Here is a 16,588-nt window from a genome sequence, read left to right as displayed (position 1 = left end):
CTAGAATGCGCGCTGGCGGAGCCGGCCAGACAGTCGCGTCATCCCTTCGGGGGTGCCGAGGAAAGTCCGGGCTCCATAGGGCAAGGTGCCAGGTAACGCCTGGGCGGCGCAAGCCGACGGAAAGTGCAACAGAAAGATACCGCCTACGTCTTCTTCGGAAGGCCGGTAAGGGTGAAATGGTGCGGTAAGAGCGCACCGCGAGTCTGGCAACAGACCGGCACGGCAAACCCCACCTGGAGCAAGACCAAATAGGGATCCTTTGGCGCGGCCCGCGTTGGATCCGGGTAGGTTGCTTGAGCGTTGCGGTGACGTAACGCCTAGAGGAATGACTGTCCACGACAGAACCCGGCTTATCGGCCGGCTCCGCCTCTTTCTTACGGTAAGCCGAGCATGGCTCGGCTCTACAGTAGAGCCGAGCCATGCTCGGCTGCTCTCCGTTCAGATGCTCGGGATGTTGTTCAACCCGGCATGCGGTACTGGCCTGCGGAAATGAACTGCTCGAAGCGTTCGCACCACACCACCACGGTGGTGTAGTCGTCCACGTTGACGCTTTCAGGCACGTCGACCAGGAACCGGTTGAAGGTCTTCACTTCGCCGATGCGCTGGGCCTGCGCCTTGATCTTCAGGAAGTCGGCCTTGTTGTCGACGAAGTCGCGCACCAGGTAGACCTTGTAGTCCGGCCCCGGGCCCATCTTGCCGTCGAACGCGACCTGGCGCGCGCTGACGCTGACCTTGCCGTCGGCCCAGTGCACTGCGTCGCTGCCCTTGAGGTCGCGGCGGAAGCGGGTGTGGTAGCGGGCGTCGCCCATGGCGGCCTGCACCTGGGCGACCGGCGGATCATCCGGGGCGATCAGGATCGGCAGCAGGTACACGCCCAGGCCGAAGCCGAGGCCGAGCGTAAGCAGGTGGGTGGCGGCAAGTACGAGAACACGGCGCATCGATGACTCCCTGTGGATCGGTGGGGCGCGCGGCAGGATCGCGCCCGGTCATCGTGTGGCGTGCAGGCAGACATTTATAGACACAGAAAACAGGTACAGGGTCAGAAATCGACCTGGCTCTGGCCAAGGGCGACACCCTGTGGGCCGAAGCGGCGTTCGTGGATCTGGCCGTGGCCATCGGCGCCGATCAGCAGCACGGTGCTGGCGCGGGTGCCGTAGTCGTCGCCGCGGATGAAAGCCGGGCTCAGCCAGCGTTCGCGCTCCAGGCCGATGCCGGTGTCGGGCAGGTCGCTGTCGGCGGGGCGGTGTTCGTCGGCGAGGGCCCGCCAGAGCGGGGTCAGACCCCTTTCCCCTTGGGAACGGGATCTGACCCCGTCTTCCTTCAGCCAGGCGGAAAGCGCGGCCATCAGCCGACGGGTCTTCGGCCAGGGGGCGTCCAGCGCGCCATTGGACATGCCGTGCACGCCGGGGGCCAGGTGTTGGCGTTCGGCGGGGTGGTTGCCCAGGAACTCCAGGCTGTCGCTATCGGCCAGTAGGAGGTTGAACGGGGCATAGGCGCCGGCCACGGTCGCCAAACGCTCGATATGGACCGCGGCCGGGTCGCGGCCACGCAGGAAGTCGGCCACCAGCGCGCCGCGCGACGGGCCGGTCTGTGCGGCCAGCGGATCGCGGACATTGGTGACCACTGCCATCCGGCCGCCGGCACCGACGCCGGCCCAGCCACCGCCGGAGCGCAGGTCGCGCCCACCGATGACAGAGGTCTCATCTTGCCAGGGGGCCAGCGCCGCGGTCGGGCGGGCGTGGAACTCATCACGGTTGCCGATCATCACCAGCCGCCAGCGCGGGTGGTGCATCCAGCCAAGAGCGAGCAGGCACATGGCCTCATTGTGCACCGTTTGCGCAGTCTGACGCCGTTTTCGACCCGCTGCGGATGAATGTGCGGCCGATGTTTCACGCCCTGTCCACACCCCTGAACTTCCGTTCAATCTCAAAAATTGAGACGGATCAGCAACTTGTGGATAAGCCTTGAACAATTCTCTAAAGGTTGTTGCAAGCCATTGATGCGGCTGGCGATTTCCCCGCTGAAAAGTTGTTGACAACCCTTCGGCCGCTGCTAAGGTGGGCATCAGAGGGAAATCCGGGTGTTTTGTGGGTTTTCGTGGTTCAATGTTTCACCGGGCGAAGGATAGGTGCACGCGTCGTGTTCCAGGGCGAGACGGCCATCACAGTTGACGACAAAGGGCGCATGGCGGTTCCCACCGCTTACCGCGACCTTGTCGCGCGCGCCAGCAACAACCGTCTCGTGCTGACCTACAACCCGTTCGAAGCCGGCTGCCTGTGGCTGTATGCAGAGTCGGAATGGGAGCGGGTCCGCGACGACGTCATGTCCAAGCCCAACACCCAGCGCGTCGTGCGCCTGTTGCAGCAGAAGCTGGTCGGCTCGGCCGCCCATCTGGAGCTGGACGGCAACGGTCGCATCAGCATCCCCGCCAGCCACCGCGGTGCGGTGGGCATTGAGAAGAAGGCGGTATTGCTCGGTATGGGCGACAAGTTCGAATTGTGGAGCGAGCAGGCGCATCGGGCCCTGATCCAGCAGACGTTGTCTGACGAGGATCTGGGTGATGGGTTGCTCGACCTGAAGTTGTGAGCCGGGGTGCCCGGATGCGCCCAGAAGCGCAGACCGGTCACCTTCCGGTGTCGCAGTCGCCGGCGGTGCACCTGCCGGTCCTGTACACCCAGGTCATCGAAGGCCTGAGGGTGATCGAAAACGGACGTTATCTGGATGGCACGTTCGGTCGTGGCGGTCATGCACGTGGCGTGCTCACCCAGCTCGGTCCCGAGGGGCGCCTGCTGGTCATGGACAAGGATCCGGAAGCCATCGCCGTTGCCGAGCGCGATTTCGCGCCGGATGCGCGCGTGTCCATCTTCCGTGGCAGCTTTGCCCAGCTGCTGCAGTGGGATGCGACGGCTGAAGGCCTGGACGGTGTGCTGTTCGACCTGGGCGTGTCGTCGCCGCAGCTGGACGTGGCCGAACGTGGCTTCAGCTTCGGCAAGGACGGCCCGCTGGACATGCGCATGGACCCGGACAGCGGCGAAAGCGCCGCGCAGTGGATCAACCGCGTGGAAGAACGCGAGATTGCCGACGTGCTGTGGACCTACGGCGAAGAGCGCCAGAGCCGCCGCATCGCCCGCGCCATCGTGGCCCGCCGCGAGAAGCAGCCGTTCTCCCGCACCGCCGAACTGGCCGAGCTGATCGCTTCGGTGATGCCGCGTGGGAAAGACAAGATCCACCCGGCCACGCGCAGCTTCCAGGCCATCCGCATCCACATCAACCGCGAGCTGGCCGATCTGGAAGCCGGCCTGGATGCGGCGGTGGAACGGCTCAAGCCCGGTGGCCGGCTGGCGGTGATCAGCTTCCACTCGCTGGAAGACCGCATCGTCAAGCAGTACATGAACCGCCTGGCCAAGGCGCCGCCGGCCAACCGTCGCCTGCCCGAGGCGGTGGCGTTCGTGCCGACGCTGGACCTGATCGGTGGCGCCATCAAGGCCACCGACGAAGAGCTGGCCGCCAACCCGCGTGCGCGCAGCGCCGTGCTGCGTGTGGCGCAGAAGCGGGAGGCCAGCGCATGAGCCGGCTGCTGCTGATCATCCTGTTGGCCTCGACCGTGGCCTCGGCGATCGGCGTCGTGTTCGTGCGTCACCGTCATCGGCAGACGTTCATCGAGCTGTCGCGCGCCGAGCGCACGCGCGATGACATCAATCTGGAATTCGGCCGCCTGCAGCTGGAACAGGCCACGCTGGCCGAAGCCAACCGTGTTGATCGCATCGCCCGCGAGAAGCTCGGCATGAAGTTCCCCGAGGCCGCCGACATCGTGGTGGTGCGGCCATGAGCAAGACCGGCCGCAACCGCCCGCGCAACGCCTTCAACCTGCGCCAGCGCCTGCGCTGGGTCGCGCTGGCGCTTGGACTGTGCTCGGTGTCGCTGGTCGGTCGCGCCGCCTACGTGCAGATCATCAACAGCGATTTCTACCAGCGCCAGGGCGAAGCCCGTTACCTGCGTGAGCTGCCGATCAAGACCTCGCGCGGCATGATCACCGACCGCAACGGCGAGCCGCTGGCGGTGTCCACGCCGGTCGCCTCGATCTGGGTCAACCCGCAGGACCTGCTGCGCTCGCCCGAGCGCATCCCGGAACTGGCGCAGGCGGTCGGCATGTCGGTGGACGAGCTGAGCAGCCGCCTGTCGCAGAAGTCGGACAAGGAATTCATGTACCTGCGTCGCCGGATCAATCCGGACGAGGCAGAGAAGGTGGTGGCGCTGAAGATTCCGGGCGTGGCTGCACAGCGCGAGTTCCGCCGCTTCTACCCGCAGGGTGAGGCGATGGCGCACGTGCTGGGCTTCACCAACATCGACGACCGCGGCCAGGAAGGCCTGGAGCTGGCGTTCGACGAATGGCTGCGCGGCAAGGCCGGTGCCAAGCGGGTGATCCGCAACCGCAAGGGCGAGACCGTCGAAAGCGATCTGCTGCGCGCCGCCGAGCCGGGCAAGGACCTGACCCTCAGCATCGACCGCCGCATCCAGTACCTGGCGTTCAAGGAACTGCGCAACGCGCTGGTGGCCAACAAGGCCGCCGGCGGTTCGATGGTGATCATGGATGTGACCACCGGCGAGATCCTGGCCATGGTCAACCTGCCGACCTACAACCCGAATTCACTGACCGGCGCGCTGCCCGATGCGCGCCGCAACCGTGCGGTGACCGATCTGGTCGAGCCGGGTTCGACGATGAAGCCGCTGACCATTGCCACCGCGCTGCAGGCCGGTGCGGTGACCAAGGACACCATCATCGACACCAACCCGGGTTACATGACCCTGGGCCGCTTCACCATCCGCGACGTGCCGCGCAACAACGGCGTGCTGAACGTGACCGGCGTGATCACCCGCAGCTCGAACGTGGGCGCGGCCAAGGTTGCGGCGAAGATGCCGGACCAGGTGTTCTACGACGGCGTGCGGCGCTTCGGCTATGGCTCGGTGCCGCACAGCGGTTTCCCGGGTGAATCCGGTGGCGTGGTGCTGCGCCCGGCGCGCTGGTCGGGTACCACCAAGACCACGATGTCCTACGGCTACGGCCTGAACGTCACCCCGCTGCAGATTGCCACTGCCTATTCGGCACTGGCCAACGGCGGTCGTCTGATCGCGCCGACCTTCGTCAAGGGCCAGCGCAATGAAGGCCAGCAGATCATCGACGAGAACGTCGCCAAGCAGGTGGTGGCGATGATGGAAACGGTGGTGACCCAGGGCGGCGCCAAGCAGGCGGCGGTGCTGGGCTACCGCGTGGCCGGCAAGACCGGTACCGCGCGCAAGGCCGGCCCCGGCGGTTACGAGCGTGGTCATTACAACGCGCTGTTCGCCGGTGTGGTGCCGGCCACCAACCCGCGCTTTGCCACCGTCATCGTCATCAATGACCCGCAGGCCGGCAAGTTCTACGGCGGCCTGGTGTCGGCGCCGGTCTATCACAACGTGATGGAAGGCACCCTGCGCCTGATGGACGTGCCGCTGGACGACCTGCAGTCGTGGCTGGCCGCACAGCAGTCCGGCAAGGTCGGCCACTCGGCTTCGATCCTGCCTGCGCCGCCGGCCGAAGCCGCGCTGCCGGCTGATGCCGCCGCCGAATTCGATGCTGCGCTGCCCAGCGCGCACGCCCAGACGCCGCCCGCTACGGGAGGCACGCAATGAGTCCTTCGATGTTGCTTTCGCAGTTGCTTCCGGACGTGGCCCTGGCGGGCCATGATCCCGTTCTGACCGGCCTGGTGCTGGACAGCCGCGCCGTGCGCCCCGGCAATGCCTTCGTCGCCATCGCCGGTTTCGGCGCGCATGGCCTGGGCTTTGTCGAGCAGGCCCGTGCGGCCGGTGCTGGCGTCATCCTGTTCGAACCGCCGGCGCCTGCCGAGCTGCCGGCCCCGGCCGATGCGATCGCGGTGCCGGGCCTGCGCGCGCGCATGGGCGCGATGGCCGACCAGTTCCATGGCGCACCGTCGCGGGCGATGGCAATGGTTGGCGTGACCGGCACCAACGGCAAGACCTCCACCGTGCAGCTGCTGGCCCAGGCCTGGCACCTGCTCGGTACGCCCAGTGGCAGTATCGGCACGCTCGGCGCCGGACTTTATGGCGCCGTCGAGCCGACCGGCTTCACCACCCCGCTGGTGCTGCAGATGCATGCGCTGCTGGCGCAGCTGCGCGATGCCGGCGCGCGCGCGGTGGCGATGGAAGTCAGCTCGCACGCGCTGGACCAGGGCCGCGTGGATGCCGTGCACTACGACGTGGCGGTGTTCACCAATCTCACCCGCGATCATCTGGACTACCACGGCGACATGGCCAGCTACGGCGCGGCCAAGGCGCGGCTGTTCCATCGCCCGGGCCTGAAGGCAGCGGTGATCAACCTGGACGACGCCTTCGGTCGCCAGCTGTTCGCCGGCCTGCCGGTGGGCGTGCAGCCGATCGGCCTGAGCTCGCGGGGTGCCAGCGAGGCCGGCGTGCGCGCCGAAGCGCTGCAGCTGGATGGCCGTGGCATCGCCTTTGAACTGGTCATCGACGGCCAGCGCGCCGCGGTCCAGTCGCCGCTGCTGGGCCGCTTCAACGTGGACAACCTGCTGGCCGTGGCCGGCACCCTGCATGCGCAGGGCCAGCCGCTGCCGCGCATCGCCGAGGTGCTGTCGGCGCTGCAGCCGATCCGCGGCCGCATGAACCGCCTCGGCGGCGAAGACGGTCTGCCGACCGTGGTGGTCGATTACGCACATACCCCGGACGCGCTGGAACAGGCGTTGGACAGCCTGCACGGCCACCTGCACGGCGCGCTGTTCTGCGTGTTCGGCTGCGGTGGCGAGCGCGATACCGGCAAGCGCCCGCAGATGGCCGCCATTGCCGAGCGCCTGGCCAACCAGGTCATCGTCACCGACGACAACCCGCGTGGCGAGGACGGCGACGTGATCGTGGCCGACATCCTGGCCGGCTTCCAGAACGCCGAGGCGGTGACCGTGCAGCGCAGCCGCGCGCGTGCGATTGGCCTGGCGGTGAAGCGCGCCGGTGCCGGCGACATCATCCTGATTGCCGGCAAGGGCCACGAGCCGTACCAGGAAGTGAACGGCGTGCGCCATGACTTCGACGACACCGAAGTGGCGGCGGCTGCGCTGGCGGCCAAGGCCGGTGTTCTGGCGGCGACGCGCATGGATGCACTAGTGGCCCGGCCGCAGGACGCGGAAGAGGGCTCCCAGGCCGGGGAGGGCGCCGCATGAAGCGCACCCTGCTTTCGCTGATCGCGCACTGGGCCGGCGGTGAGATCCACGGCGATGACGTGGCCATCGACGCTGTAAGCAACGACACCCGCAGCCTCGGCCCGGGCAGCCTGTACGTGGCGCTGCGTGGCGAGCGCTTCGATGGCCATGACTTCGCCGCCGACGCACTGGCACGCGGTGCCAGCGCGCTGCTGGTCGAACGCCTGCTGCCGCTGGACGTGCCGCAGGTGCTGGTGGCCGACAGCGAGCTGGCGCTTGCCAAGATCGCCACCGGCATGCAGCGCGACCGCGGCACCGAGGTGTTCGCGATCACCGGCAGCAATGGCAAGACCAGCGTGAAGAGCCTGCTGCTGTCGATCCTGCAGCAGGTGGCGCGCGAGGCGCACCGGGTGGTCTACGCCAACCCGGGCAACCGCAACAACGAGATCGGCCTGCCGCTGGCGGTGATCGACGCGCCGGAAGATGCCGACTACGCCGTCTACGAGATGGGTGCCGGCAAGCCGGGTGACATCGCTTACCTCACCGACATCGCCCGCCCGCGCTATGCGCTGGTCAACAACATCGCCCCGGCGCACCTGGAGCGCATGGGCAGCCTGCTCGGCGTGGCGGTCACCAAGGGCGCGATCTACGCGGCACTGCCGGCCGATGGCGTGGCGGTGATCAACATGGACGATGCCTACGGGCGCTGGTTCGAGCAGCATTTCGTCGGCACCCCGCCGCGCTGCCGCGTGCTGCGCTACGGCCTGGAGCACACCGCCGAGGTCACCGCGCGTGATATCCGTGGCGGTGCACAGGGCAGCCAGTTCGTGCTGGTCGCGCCGACGGGAGAGGCTCGCGTGGTGCTGGGGCTGCCGGGCCGCCACAACGTCAGCAACGCGCTGGCCGCCGCCAGCCTGGCGCTGGCCGCCGGTGTCGATCTGGCGCTGATTGCGGCCGGGCTTGCCGAGGCACAGCCGGTGCCGGGTCGCCAGATCGCCCATCAGCTGCACAACGGTGCGGTGCTGGTGGACGACAGCTACAACGCCAACCCGGGTTCGCTGGCCGCCGCCATCGACGCCCTGGCCGCTGCGCCGGAAGAGGGCTGGCTGGTGCTGGGCGACATGCGTGAGCTGGGCCCGGATGCCGAGGCGCTGCATGCCCAGGCCGGTCTGCGCGCCCGCGCGGCCGGTCTCAAGCGGCTGTACGCGCTGGGTCCGCTCAGTGCCTCCGCTGCGGCCGCCTTCGGTGAAGGTGGCCGCCATTTCGCCACCCATGATGCGCTGTCACAGGCGCTGCAGGACGAGTTGCACGCTGGTGTGCGCTGCCTGGTCAAGGGTTCCCGTGGCAGTGCCATGGACCTGATCGTCAAAGCGCTGCTGGCGCAAGGAGAGGAATCCCCGCATGTTGTATGAACTGGCTCGATGGTTGCAGCAGTTGGAGAGCCTGTTCGGGCTGTTCAACTACCAGACGTTCCGCGCCATCCTTGCCGCGCTGACGGCGCTGTTCCTGTCGCTGTGGCTGGGCCCGGCGATGATCCGCAAGCTTGCCCAGTTCAAGGGCGGGCAGCCGATCCGCAGCGACGGCCCGCAGACCCACTTCTCCAAGGCCGGCACGCCGACCATGGGCGGCTCGCTGATCCTGCTTACCGTCACCCTGTCGGTGCTGATGTGGGCCGACCTGCGCAATCGCTACGTCTGGCTGGTGCTGGCGGTGATGCTGTGCTTCGGCGCCATCGGCTGGTATGACGACTGGATCAAGATTGTCCGTCGCGACCCGAACGGCCTGAAGTCGCGCTGGAAGTACCTGCTGCAGTCGATCTTCGGCCTGGCCGCGGGCATCTTCCTGTTCCAGACCGCCGACGTACCGGCGGCGCTGACCTTCTATATCCCGATGTTCAAGTCGGTGGCGCTGCCGCTGGCCGGCATCGGCTTTGTGGCCATCGCCTACTTCTGGATCGTCGGTTTCTCCAACGCGGTGAACCTGACCGATGGTCTGGACGGCCTGGCCATCATGCCGACCGTGCTGGTGGCCTGCGCGCTGGGCGTGTTCGCCTATGCCTCGGGCAACGTGGTGTTCGCCAACTACCTGCAGATCCCGCAGATTCCGGGGGCCGGCGAGCTGGTGATCATCTGCGCGGCCATTGCCGGTGCCGGCCTGGGCTTCCTCTGGTTCAACACCTATCCGGCCATGGTCTTCATGGGCGACATCGGCGCGCTGTCGCTGGGCGCGGTGCTGGGCACGATCGCGGTGATCACCCGCCAGGAGCTGGTGCTGGTGATCATGGGTGGCGTGTTCGTCATCGAAACGCTGTCGGTGATGATCCAGGTCGCCTCGTTCAAGCTGACCGGCAAGCGCGTGTTCCGCATGGCGCCGATCCACCACCATTTCGAACTGAAGGGCTGGCCCGAACCGCGCGTGATCGTGCGCTTCTGGATCATCTCCGTCGTGCTCGTGCTGATCGGCCTGGCCACGTTGAAGGTGCGCTGAGATGAACGACCTGTCCCGCCAGGCAACACGCCTTGAAGCCATCGAAGGCAGCTACGACAAGTGGCTGCTGGGCGCGATCATCGCGCTCACCGGTGTCGGCGTGGTGATGGTGGCGTCCAGCTCGATCGCCTTGATGAGCAGCCCGTTCTACTACCTCAACCGCCACCTGATCTTCCTGGCGGTCGGCATCGTGCTGGCGGTGGTGGCCGCGCGTACCGAGCTGAAGTCCATCGAGCAGTACAACCAGATGCTGCTGCTGGGCTGCTTCGTGCTGCTGCTGGCGGTGTTCGCGCCGGGCCTGGGCAGCACCGTCAACGGTGCGCGCCGCTGGATCAACCTGGGCATCTCCAAGTTCCAGACGGTGGAAGCGGTGAAGGTGCTCTACATCGTTTGGCTGTCCAGCTACCTCGTGCGCTTCCGCGATGAAGTGAACGCGACCTGGCCGGCCATGCTCAAGCCGCTGGGCGTGGCCGGTGCGCTGGTGGTGCTGCTGCTGCTGCAGCCGGACTTCGGTTCGTCCACCCTGCTGCTGGCGATCACCGCCGGCATGCTGGTGCTGGGCGGGGTGAACATGCCGCGCATGTCGATGCCGGTGATCATCGGCCTGGTTGGCATGAGCGCGCTGGCGATCATCGAGCCGTACCGCATGCGCCGCATCACCTCGTTCCTGGACCCGTGGGCCGACCAGCAGGGCGACGGCTACCAGCTGTCCAATGCGCTGATGGCGGTGGGCCGTGGCGAATGGACCGGGGTTGGCCTGGGCAATTCGGTGCAGAAGCTGTACTACCTGCCCGAGGCGCATACTGACTTCATCTTCTCGGTCACCGCCGAGGAATTCGGCTTCCTGGGCACCTGCGTGATCGTGGCGCTGTACGCGCTGCTGGTGGGCCGCACCTTCTGGCTGGGCATGCGGTGCGTGGAAATGAAGCGCCACTTCTCCGGCTACATCGCCTTCGGCATCGGCCTGTGGATCAGCATGCAGACCTTTGTTTCGATCGGCGTGAACCTGGGCATCCTGCCGACCAAGGGCCTGACCCTGCCGCTGATCTCCTCCGGCGGTTCGTCGGTGCTGATGACCTGCGTGGCGATGGGCCTGCTGCTGCGCGTGTCCTATGAACTCAAGCGCGCCGAGCGCCGCCAGGCCGTGCGTATCGGCGGTGGCGCCGAAGATGCCGTTGCCGAGCCGATGGACGAACCTGCTGCACCTGCGGCGGCCAGCGTACCGATGAGCGCCGAGCCGGCGGCCACCACCGCGCCAAATGCCGCGCGTGGCACCAGCCGCCTGCAGTCGCGCATCGAACCGACGTTCGGGAGGCTGTCATGAGCAGCACCTCCAACGCCCGCCCGGTGATGATCCTGGCCGGTGGTACCGGCGGCCACATCTTCCCCGGCCTGGCCGTGGCCCGCGTGCTGCGCGAGCGCGGCGTGCCGGTCACCTGGATGGGCGCCGAGGGCGCGATGGAAACCCGCCTGGTGCCGCAGCAGGACATTGCCATCGACACGCTGGCCATCACCGGCCTGCGCGGCAAGGGCAAGCTGGCCCTGCTGGGTGCACCGTGGCGGCTGATGCGCGCGCTGCGTGCGGCCGGCATGATCATTCGCAAGCGCCAGCCGCGCGCGGTGGTGGCCTTCGGCGGCTTTGCCTCCGGCCCCGGTGGCATGGCCACGCGCCTGCATGGCCTGCCGCTGATCGTGCATGAGCAGAACCGTGCGCCGGGCCTGACCAACCGCATCCTGTCGCGCTACGCGCGCCGCCTGCTGACCGGTTTCCCGGGCACCTTCGCCAAGGGCGAAGAGTTCGTCGGCAACCCGGTGCGCGCGGAAATCGCCGCCATCGCACCGCCCGAGCAGCGCTTTGCCGACCGCCACGGTCCGCTTCGCGTGCTGGTGGTCGGTGGCAGCCAGGGTGCGCGTGCGCTCAACACCGGCGTGCCGCAGGCCATCGCGGCGCTGGGCGCGGACGTGCCGGTGCAGGTGCGCCACCAGAGCGGCGAGAAGCTGCATGCCGAAGCGGTCGAGGCCTATGCCAAGGCCGGCGTGGAGGCTGAAATCACGCCGTTCATCGCCAACATGGCCGAGGCCTTCGCCTGGGCCGACCTGGTGGTATGCCGTGCCGGCGCGTCGACCCTGGCCGAGCTGTGCGCGGTCGGTGTCGGCAGCGTGCTGGTGCCATTCCCCGCCGCTGTTGATGACCACCAGACCCGCAATGCGGAGTACCTGGTCGAGCGCGACGCGGCGGTGTTGCTGAAGCAGGACGGAACGCTGGCCGACGGCATTGCCGCACTGCTGCGCGATCTGTCCGAAAATCCCGCCCGCCGCATGCAGATGGCGCAAGCCGCGCGTGCCCTGGCCAAGGTCGATGCCGCCGAGCGCATTGCCGATATCATTCTTGAGGAAGCTGTATGAAGAAGGCATGCCACCGCGCCTGCCCTGCGCGAGGCCGCGCATGATCCGTCGCCTGCACGACACCAACGACCTGGTGCGCGCGTTCCCGCGCGTGCACTTCGTCGGTATCGGCGGCACCGGCATGAGCGGTATCGCTGAAGTGATGCTGACGCTGGGCTATGAGGTGTCCGGCTCGGACAACGCTGACAACGGCGCCACCCGCCGCCTGGCCAGCCTGGGTGCGCGCATCATGCGCGGCCATTCGGCGGCCAACGTGCTGGGCACCGACTGCGTGGTGGTGTCCAGCGCGATCCGCGAAGACAACCCGGAACTGATGGAAGCGCGCAGCCAGCGCATTCCGATCATGCCGCGTGCGGCAATGCTGGCCGAGCTGATGCGCTTCCGCCGCGGCATCGCGGTGGCCGGTACGCACGGCAAGACCACCACCACCAGCCTGACCGCTGCGGTGCTGAGCGAAGGTGGCCTGGACCCGACCTTCGTGATCGGTGGCCAGCTGCTGGCCGCCGGTGCCAACGCCAAGCTGGGCGGTGGCCAGTGGCTGGTGGCCGAGGCCGACGAAAGCGATGGCAGCTTCCTGCGCCTGAATCCGCTGATGTCGATCATCACCAACATTGATGCCGACCACCTGGAGAACTACGGCAACGATTTCGCCCGCGTGCAGGCGGCGTTCGCTGAGTTCCTGCAGCGCCTGCCGTTCTACGGCCTGGCCGTGCTGTGCATCGATGACCCGGAAGTGGCCGCGCTGGCCGCCAGGACCCCGCGCCACGTGATGAGCTACGGCATGAGCCCGCAGGCCGACGTGCGCGCCGAGAATGTGGTGCAGGAAGGTTCGCGCATGCGCTTCACCCTGCGCCTGCCGCAGGGCACCAGCCAGGAAGTGGTACTGGCGCTGCCGGGCAAGCACAACGTGCTGAACGCACTGGCCGCTGCGGCCGTGGGCTGGCAGCTGGGCGTGGCCCCGGACGCGATCGCGCGTGCGCTGGAAAGCTTCGCCGGCGTTGGCCGTCGCTTCAACGATCTGGGCGAAGTGACCACCGCCAGCGGTGCCAAGGTCCGCATCATCGACGACTACGGCCATCATCCGAGCGAGCTGGAGGCGGTGTTCGCCGCCGCCCGCGGTGGTTGGGCCGACAAGCGCCTGGTGGTGGCCTTCCAGCCGCACCGATACAGCCGTACCCGCGACCAGTTCGACAAGTTCGCCGCAGTGCTGTCCAGCGTCGATGCGCTGGTGCTGAGCGAGGTCTACCCGGCTGGTGAGGAACCGATCGCCGGTGCCGATTCGCATGCGCTGGCCCGCGCCATCCGTGCGCGCGGCCGCAGCGAGCCGGTGGTGGTGGGCAAGGCTGCCGAACTGGCCAGCGTGCTGCCGGACGTCCTGCAGGACGGCGACCTGTTGCTGATGATGGGTGCAGGCGACATCGGCGCTGTGGCCACCCAGATCGCGGTGGAAGGCTTCAAGGCGGAGGGTGAGGCGTGAGCACGCTGACCTTCCCGCCGCTGCGCGTGACCGACCCGGCCGTGTTCGGCCGTGTTGCCGTGCTGCTCGGCGGCAGCTCCAGCGAACGCGAGGTGTCGCTGGATTCGGGCCGCAACGTGCTTGAAGCGCTGCAGTCGCGCGGCGTCGATGCGTTCGCGGTGGATGGCATCCCGGCGCTGGCCAAGGCGCTGGCCGCCGGTGGCATCGACCGCGTGTTCAACATCCTGCACGGCCACAACGGTGGCGGTGAGGATGGCATCGTGCAGGGCCTGATGGACGCCTTCGGTGTGCCGTACACCGGTTCGGACGTGCTGGGCTCGGCGCTGAGCATGGACAAGATCCGCACCAAGCAGGTGTGGCTGTCGCTGGGCCTGCCGACCCCGCAGTACCGGAAGGTCGATGCCTCCAACGTGCATGCGCTGGCCGCAGAACTGGGCCTGCCGGTGGTGGTGAAGCCGGCCAATGAAGGTTCCAGCGTGGGCATCAGCCGGGTCACCGACGAGGCCGGCCTGGATGAGGCGGTGGCGCTGGCTGCACGCTACGACGGCCAGCTGCTGATGGAACAGATGGTGGTCGGCGATGAGCTGACCGTGGCCATCCTCGGCGATGTCGCGCTGCCGTCGATCCGCATCGTGCCCAAGGGCCAGTGGTACGACTACAACGCCAAGTACATCGCCGAAGACACCCAATACCTGTGCCCGGGCCTGGACGGTGACGCCGAAGAAGAAATCCGGCGCATCGCGCTGGCCGCGTTCCGCGCTGCCGGCTGCCGTGGCTGGGGCCGCGTGGACGTGATGCGCGACCGCAGCAGCGGCCGTTTCTTCCTGCTGGAAGTGAACACCGCGCCGGGCATGACCAGCCATTCGCTGGTGCCCAAGGCCGCACGCCAGGCCGGCATCGGTTTCGAGGAACTGGTGTGGCGCGTGCTGGAGCAGACCCTGGAGGCCAGGCACGCATGAACGCGCTGCTGCGCATCTTCGTCTGGCTGTTGGCGCTGTCGGTAGTTGCACTGCCGGTGGTGGCCGTGGTCAATGGCTGGGTCGGCGCCGAGCGCTGGCCGCTGGCGAAGCTGCGCGTGCATGGCGAGTTCAAGCGGGTACCGGCCGAGCAGCTGCAGCAGGTGCTGCTGCCGTACGCGCGCGCCGGCTTCTTCGCGGTCAAGCTGCAGGATGCCCAGGATGCGCTGGAAAACCTGCCGTGGGTGGAGAGTGCGCGGGTGCGCAAGCAGTGGCCGGACGTGCTGGAAGTGACCCTGGTCGAGCACAAGCCGTTCGCACGCTGGGGCAACGATCGCCTGGTCTCCGAGCAGGGCAAGCTGTTCCCCACGCCGAAGAAGTTGTCCGACCTGGCACTGCCCGAGCTGGACGGCCCGGACAGCCAGACCGAAGAAGTGATGAAGCTGTACAGCGACTCGCGTGCATTGTTCGCACCGGCCGGTGTGGACGTGCGGCGGGTGACGATGGACGCGCGCGGCAGCTGGTCGCTGGTGCTGAGCAACGGCACCGAGGTGGTGGTCGGCCGTGACGACGCGCGCTCGCGCCTGCAGCGCTTCGTCAAGGTGCTGCCGCAGCTCAACCGCCAGGACGCGCCGATCGAGCGCGCCGACCTCCGTTACACCAATGGTTTCACGCTGAGCTGGGGTACCCCGGCCACGCCGGCGAAAACGCCGGCGACCCCGGCCAGCAGGACGCAGGAAAGGACATGAATCGCAAGGGTGACAAATCGCTGATCGTTGGCCTGGACATCGGCACCTCCAAGGTGGTGGCGTTGGTGGGCGAGTATTCGCCGGGCAACCCGATCGAAGTGATCGGTATCGGCTCGCACGAATCGCGCGGCCTGAAGCGCGGTGTGGTGGTGGATATCGAATCGACCGTGCAGTCGATCCAGCGCGCGGTGGAAGAAGCCGAGCTGATGGCCGGCTGCGAGATCCGCTCGGTGTACGCCTCGATCTCCGGCAACCACGTGCAGTGCAAGAACTCGCCCGGCATCGTGCCGATCCGCGACGGCGAAGTGACCTGGGGCGATCTGGATCGCGTGCTGGACGCGGCCAAGGCGGTGGCGATTCCGGCCGACCAGAAGATCCTGCACGCCATTCCGCGCGAGTACGTGCTGGACGATTCGCAGGAAGGCATCCGCAACCCGGTCGGCATGACCGGCGTGCGCCTGGAAGTGCACGCACACCTGGTGGTGTGCGCGCAGTCGGCCGCGGCCAACATCAGCAAGTGCGTGCAGCGCTGCGGCCTGCAGGTGGACGATCTGGTGCTGTCCTCGCTGGCTTCCAGCGTGGCGGTGCTGACCGCCGACGAGCGCGAACTGGGCGTGGTGCTGGTCGACATGGGTGCCGGCACCACCGACATCGCTGTGTTCGTGCAGGGTGCGATCTGCCACACCGCCTCGTTGCCGATTGCCGGCGACCACGTGACCAACGACATCGCGCACATGCTGCGCACGCCCACGCCGGAAGCCGAGCAGATCAAGGTGCGCTACGCCTGCGCGCTGGCCCAGCTGGCCACCGCCGAGGAGAGCATCCAGGTGCCGTCGGTGGGTGACCGCCCGCCGCGCCGCATGCCGCGCCATTCGCTGGCGCAGGCGGTGCAGGGCCGTTACGAGGAGATCTTCGAAATGGTGCAGGCCGAACTGCGCCGCTCCGGTTTCGAGGAACTGGTGCGCGCCGGCATGGTGCTGACCGGCGGTGCTTCGAAGATGGAAGGCGTGGTCGAGCTGGCCGAGGAAATGCTGCAGATGCCGGTGCGCGTGGGCATCCCGCAGCACGTGACCGGCCTGGGCGAAGTGGTCGGCAACCCGGTGCACGCCACCGGCGTGGGCCTGCTGCTGATGGGCAGCCAGATCGAGCACCCGCGTCGCCCGTCGCTGCCCACCGGGCGCGCCGGCAGCATGTTCAAGAAATTGAAGACCTGGTTCCGCGGCGAGTTCTGACGCGGCACCGGCACCACCCGGGTGACCCCCGGCAGCAACACCGGCAACACGACGCAACACCGGCAACACACAACCC

At 67.7% G+C, this 16,588-nt stretch carries 14 protein-coding genes, 1 other RNA gene and 1 pseudogene; 14 read left to right on the top strand and 2 right to left on the bottom strand.

Translation table 11 applies throughout. The annotated features are described in order from the left end of the window. The first annotated feature begins 17 nt into the window (after positions 1–17). Positions 18–369: RNase P RNA component class A (rnpB, locus tag LZ605_RS12470), an RNA gene on the top strand. 89 nt (positions 370–458) lie between these two features. Here the strand turns inward: rnpB and LZ605_RS12465 are convergent. Then, positions 459–938, bottom strand: a complete 480-nt coding sequence (locus LZ605_RS12465) for a DM13 domain-containing protein (protein ID WP_249841918.1) — start codon at positions 936–938, stop codon at positions 459–461. A gap of 101 nt (positions 939–1,039) precedes the next feature. After that, on the bottom strand, positions 1,040–1,816 hold the full coding sequence (locus tag LZ605_RS12460; protein ID WP_249841917.1) for an NRDE family protein: 777 nt from the start codon (positions 1,814–1,816) through the stop codon (positions 1,040–1,042). A 368-nt stretch (positions 1,817–2,184) separates the two neighbouring features. Between LZ605_RS12460 and LZ605_RS12455 the strand changes: the two genes are divergently transcribed. The 13 genes and pseudogenes from LZ605_RS12455 (at position 2,185) to ftsA (ending at position 16,512) form a co-directional block, all read left to right on the top strand. Continuing rightward, positions 2,185–2,586: a division/cell wall cluster transcriptional repressor MraZ gene (locus tag LZ605_RS12455; protein ID WP_008266948.1), complete on the top strand. Its 402-nt coding sequence runs from the start codon at positions 2,185–2,187 to the stop codon at positions 2,584–2,586. A gap of 14 nt (positions 2,587–2,600) precedes the next feature. After that, entirely contained in the window at positions 2,601–3,569 is a 969-nt protein-coding gene (gene rsmH, locus LZ605_RS12450; protein WP_107229850.1) for a 16S rRNA (cytosine(1402)-N(4))-methyltransferase RsmH, read from the top strand. Beyond that, on the top strand, positions 3,566–3,829 hold the full coding sequence (gene ftsL / locus LZ605_RS12445) for a cell division protein FtsL (protein ID WP_087921528.1): 264 nt from the start codon (positions 3,566–3,568) through the stop codon (positions 3,827–3,829). Before rsmH ends, ftsL begins: the two co-directional genes overlap by 4 nt. Continuing rightward, complete coding sequence (locus LZ605_RS12440; protein WP_107229851.1) at positions 3,826–5,670, top strand: peptidoglycan D,D-transpeptidase FtsI family protein; 1,845 nt, start codon at positions 3,826–3,828, stop codon at positions 5,668–5,670. The genes ftsL and LZ605_RS12440 overlap by 4 nt, the downstream gene beginning before the upstream one ends. Next, complete coding sequence (locus LZ605_RS12435) at positions 5,667–7,226, top strand: UDP-N-acetylmuramoyl-L-alanyl-D-glutamate--2,6-diaminopimelate ligase (protein WP_249841916.1); 1,560 nt, start codon at positions 5,667–5,669, stop codon at positions 7,224–7,226. Before LZ605_RS12440 ends, LZ605_RS12435 begins: the two co-directional genes overlap by 4 nt. Then, positions 7,223–8,617 carry a UDP-N-acetylmuramoyl-tripeptide--D-alanyl-D-alanine ligase gene (locus LZ605_RS12430; RefSeq protein ID WP_249841915.1) on the top strand — a complete coding sequence of 465 codons (1,395 nt, stop codon included), beginning with the start codon at positions 7,223–7,225 and terminating at the stop codon, positions 8,615–8,617. Before LZ605_RS12435 ends, LZ605_RS12430 begins: the two co-directional genes overlap by 4 nt. Then, positions 8,607–9,692, top strand: coding sequence for a phospho-N-acetylmuramoyl-pentapeptide-transferase (gene mraY / locus LZ605_RS12425; protein ID WP_057498482.1), 1,086 nt, complete (start codon positions 8,607–8,609; stop codon positions 9,690–9,692). Before LZ605_RS12430 ends, mraY begins: the two co-directional genes overlap by 11 nt. Before the next feature lies 1 nt (position 9,693). Next, a complete protein-coding gene (ftsW, locus tag LZ605_RS12420; RefSeq protein ID WP_249841914.1) occupies positions 9,694–11,016 on the top strand; it encodes a putative lipid II flippase FtsW in 1,323 nt (440 codons plus the stop codon). Continuing rightward, complete coding sequence (gene murG / locus LZ605_RS12415) at positions 11,013–12,098, top strand: undecaprenyldiphospho-muramoylpentapeptide beta-N-acetylglucosaminyltransferase (RefSeq protein WP_249841913.1); 1,086 nt, start codon at positions 11,013–11,015, stop codon at positions 12,096–12,098. Before ftsW ends, murG begins: the two co-directional genes overlap by 4 nt. Positions 12,099–12,138: 40 nt before the next feature. After that, positions 12,139–13,575: a UDP-N-acetylmuramate--L-alanine ligase gene (gene murC, locus LZ605_RS12410; protein WP_249841912.1), complete on the top strand. Its 1,437-nt coding sequence runs from the start codon at positions 12,139–12,141 to the stop codon at positions 13,573–13,575. Then, positions 13,572–14,534 (top strand): D-alanine--D-alanine ligase, encoded by a 963-nt coding sequence (locus tag LZ605_RS12405; RefSeq protein ID WP_249841911.1) that lies wholly within the window; start codon positions 13,572–13,574, stop codon positions 14,532–14,534. The genes murC and LZ605_RS12405 overlap by 4 nt, the downstream gene beginning before the upstream one ends. Further along, positions 14,531–15,208, top strand: a pseudogene (locus tag LZ605_RS12400) (cell division protein FtsQ/DivIB); the annotation flags it as partial. The gene LZ605_RS12405 and the pseudogene LZ605_RS12400, both read left to right, overlap by 4 nt. A 68-nt stretch (positions 15,209–15,276) precedes the next feature. After that, a complete protein-coding gene (ftsA, locus tag LZ605_RS12395; protein WP_005408083.1) occupies positions 15,277–16,512 on the top strand; it encodes a cell division protein FtsA in 1,236 nt (411 codons plus the stop codon). Positions 16,513–16,588 lie beyond the last annotated feature (76 nt).

Source organism: Stenotrophomonas maltophilia, from assembly GCF_023518235.1.
Lineage (GTDB): Bacteria > Pseudomonadota > Gammaproteobacteria > Xanthomonadales > Xanthomonadaceae > Stenotrophomonas.
Note: the sequence above shows the minus strand (reverse complement) of the source record. Positions and strands in the feature narration are given on the sequence as shown.

Bases quoted from the DNA above. Each gene is read 5' to 3' on its own strand.
- LZ605_RS12465 (WP_249841918.1), bottom strand. From the start codon at position 938: ATGCGCCGTGTTCTCGTACTTGCCGCCACCCACCTGCTTACGCTCGGC.
- LZ605_RS12460 (WP_249841917.1), bottom strand. From the start codon at position 1,816: ATGTGCCTGCTCGCTCTTGGCTGGATGCACCACCCGCGCTGGCGGCTG.
- LZ605_RS12455 (WP_008266948.1), top strand. From the start codon at position 2,185: ATGGCGGTTCCCACCGCTTACCGCGACCTTGTCGCGCGCGCCAGCAAC.
- rsmH (WP_107229850.1), top strand. From the start codon at position 2,601: ATGCGCCCAGAAGCGCAGACCGGTCACCTTCCGGTGTCGCAGTCGCCG.
- ftsL (WP_087921528.1), top strand. From the start codon at position 3,566: ATGAGCCGGCTGCTGCTGATCATCCTGTTGGCCTCGACCGTGGCCTCG.
- LZ605_RS12440 (WP_107229851.1), top strand. From the start codon at position 3,826: ATGAGCAAGACCGGCCGCAACCGCCCGCGCAACGCCTTCAACCTGCGC.
- LZ605_RS12435 (WP_249841916.1), top strand. From the start codon at position 5,667: ATGAGTCCTTCGATGTTGCTTTCGCAGTTGCTTCCGGACGTGGCCCTG.
- LZ605_RS12430 (WP_249841915.1), top strand. From the start codon at position 7,223: ATGAAGCGCACCCTGCTTTCGCTGATCGCGCACTGGGCCGGCGGTGAG.
- mraY (WP_057498482.1), top strand. From the start codon at position 8,607: ATGTTGTATGAACTGGCTCGATGGTTGCAGCAGTTGGAGAGCCTGTTC.
- ftsW (WP_249841914.1), top strand. From the start codon at position 9,694: ATGAACGACCTGTCCCGCCAGGCAACACGCCTTGAAGCCATCGAAGGC.
- murG (WP_249841913.1), top strand. From the start codon at position 11,013: ATGAGCAGCACCTCCAACGCCCGCCCGGTGATGATCCTGGCCGGTGGT.
- murC (WP_249841912.1), top strand. From the start codon at position 12,139: ATGATCCGTCGCCTGCACGACACCAACGACCTGGTGCGCGCGTTCCCG.
- ftsA (WP_005408083.1), top strand. From the start codon at position 15,277: ATGAATCGCAAGGGTGACAAATCGCTGATCGTTGGCCTGGACATCGGC.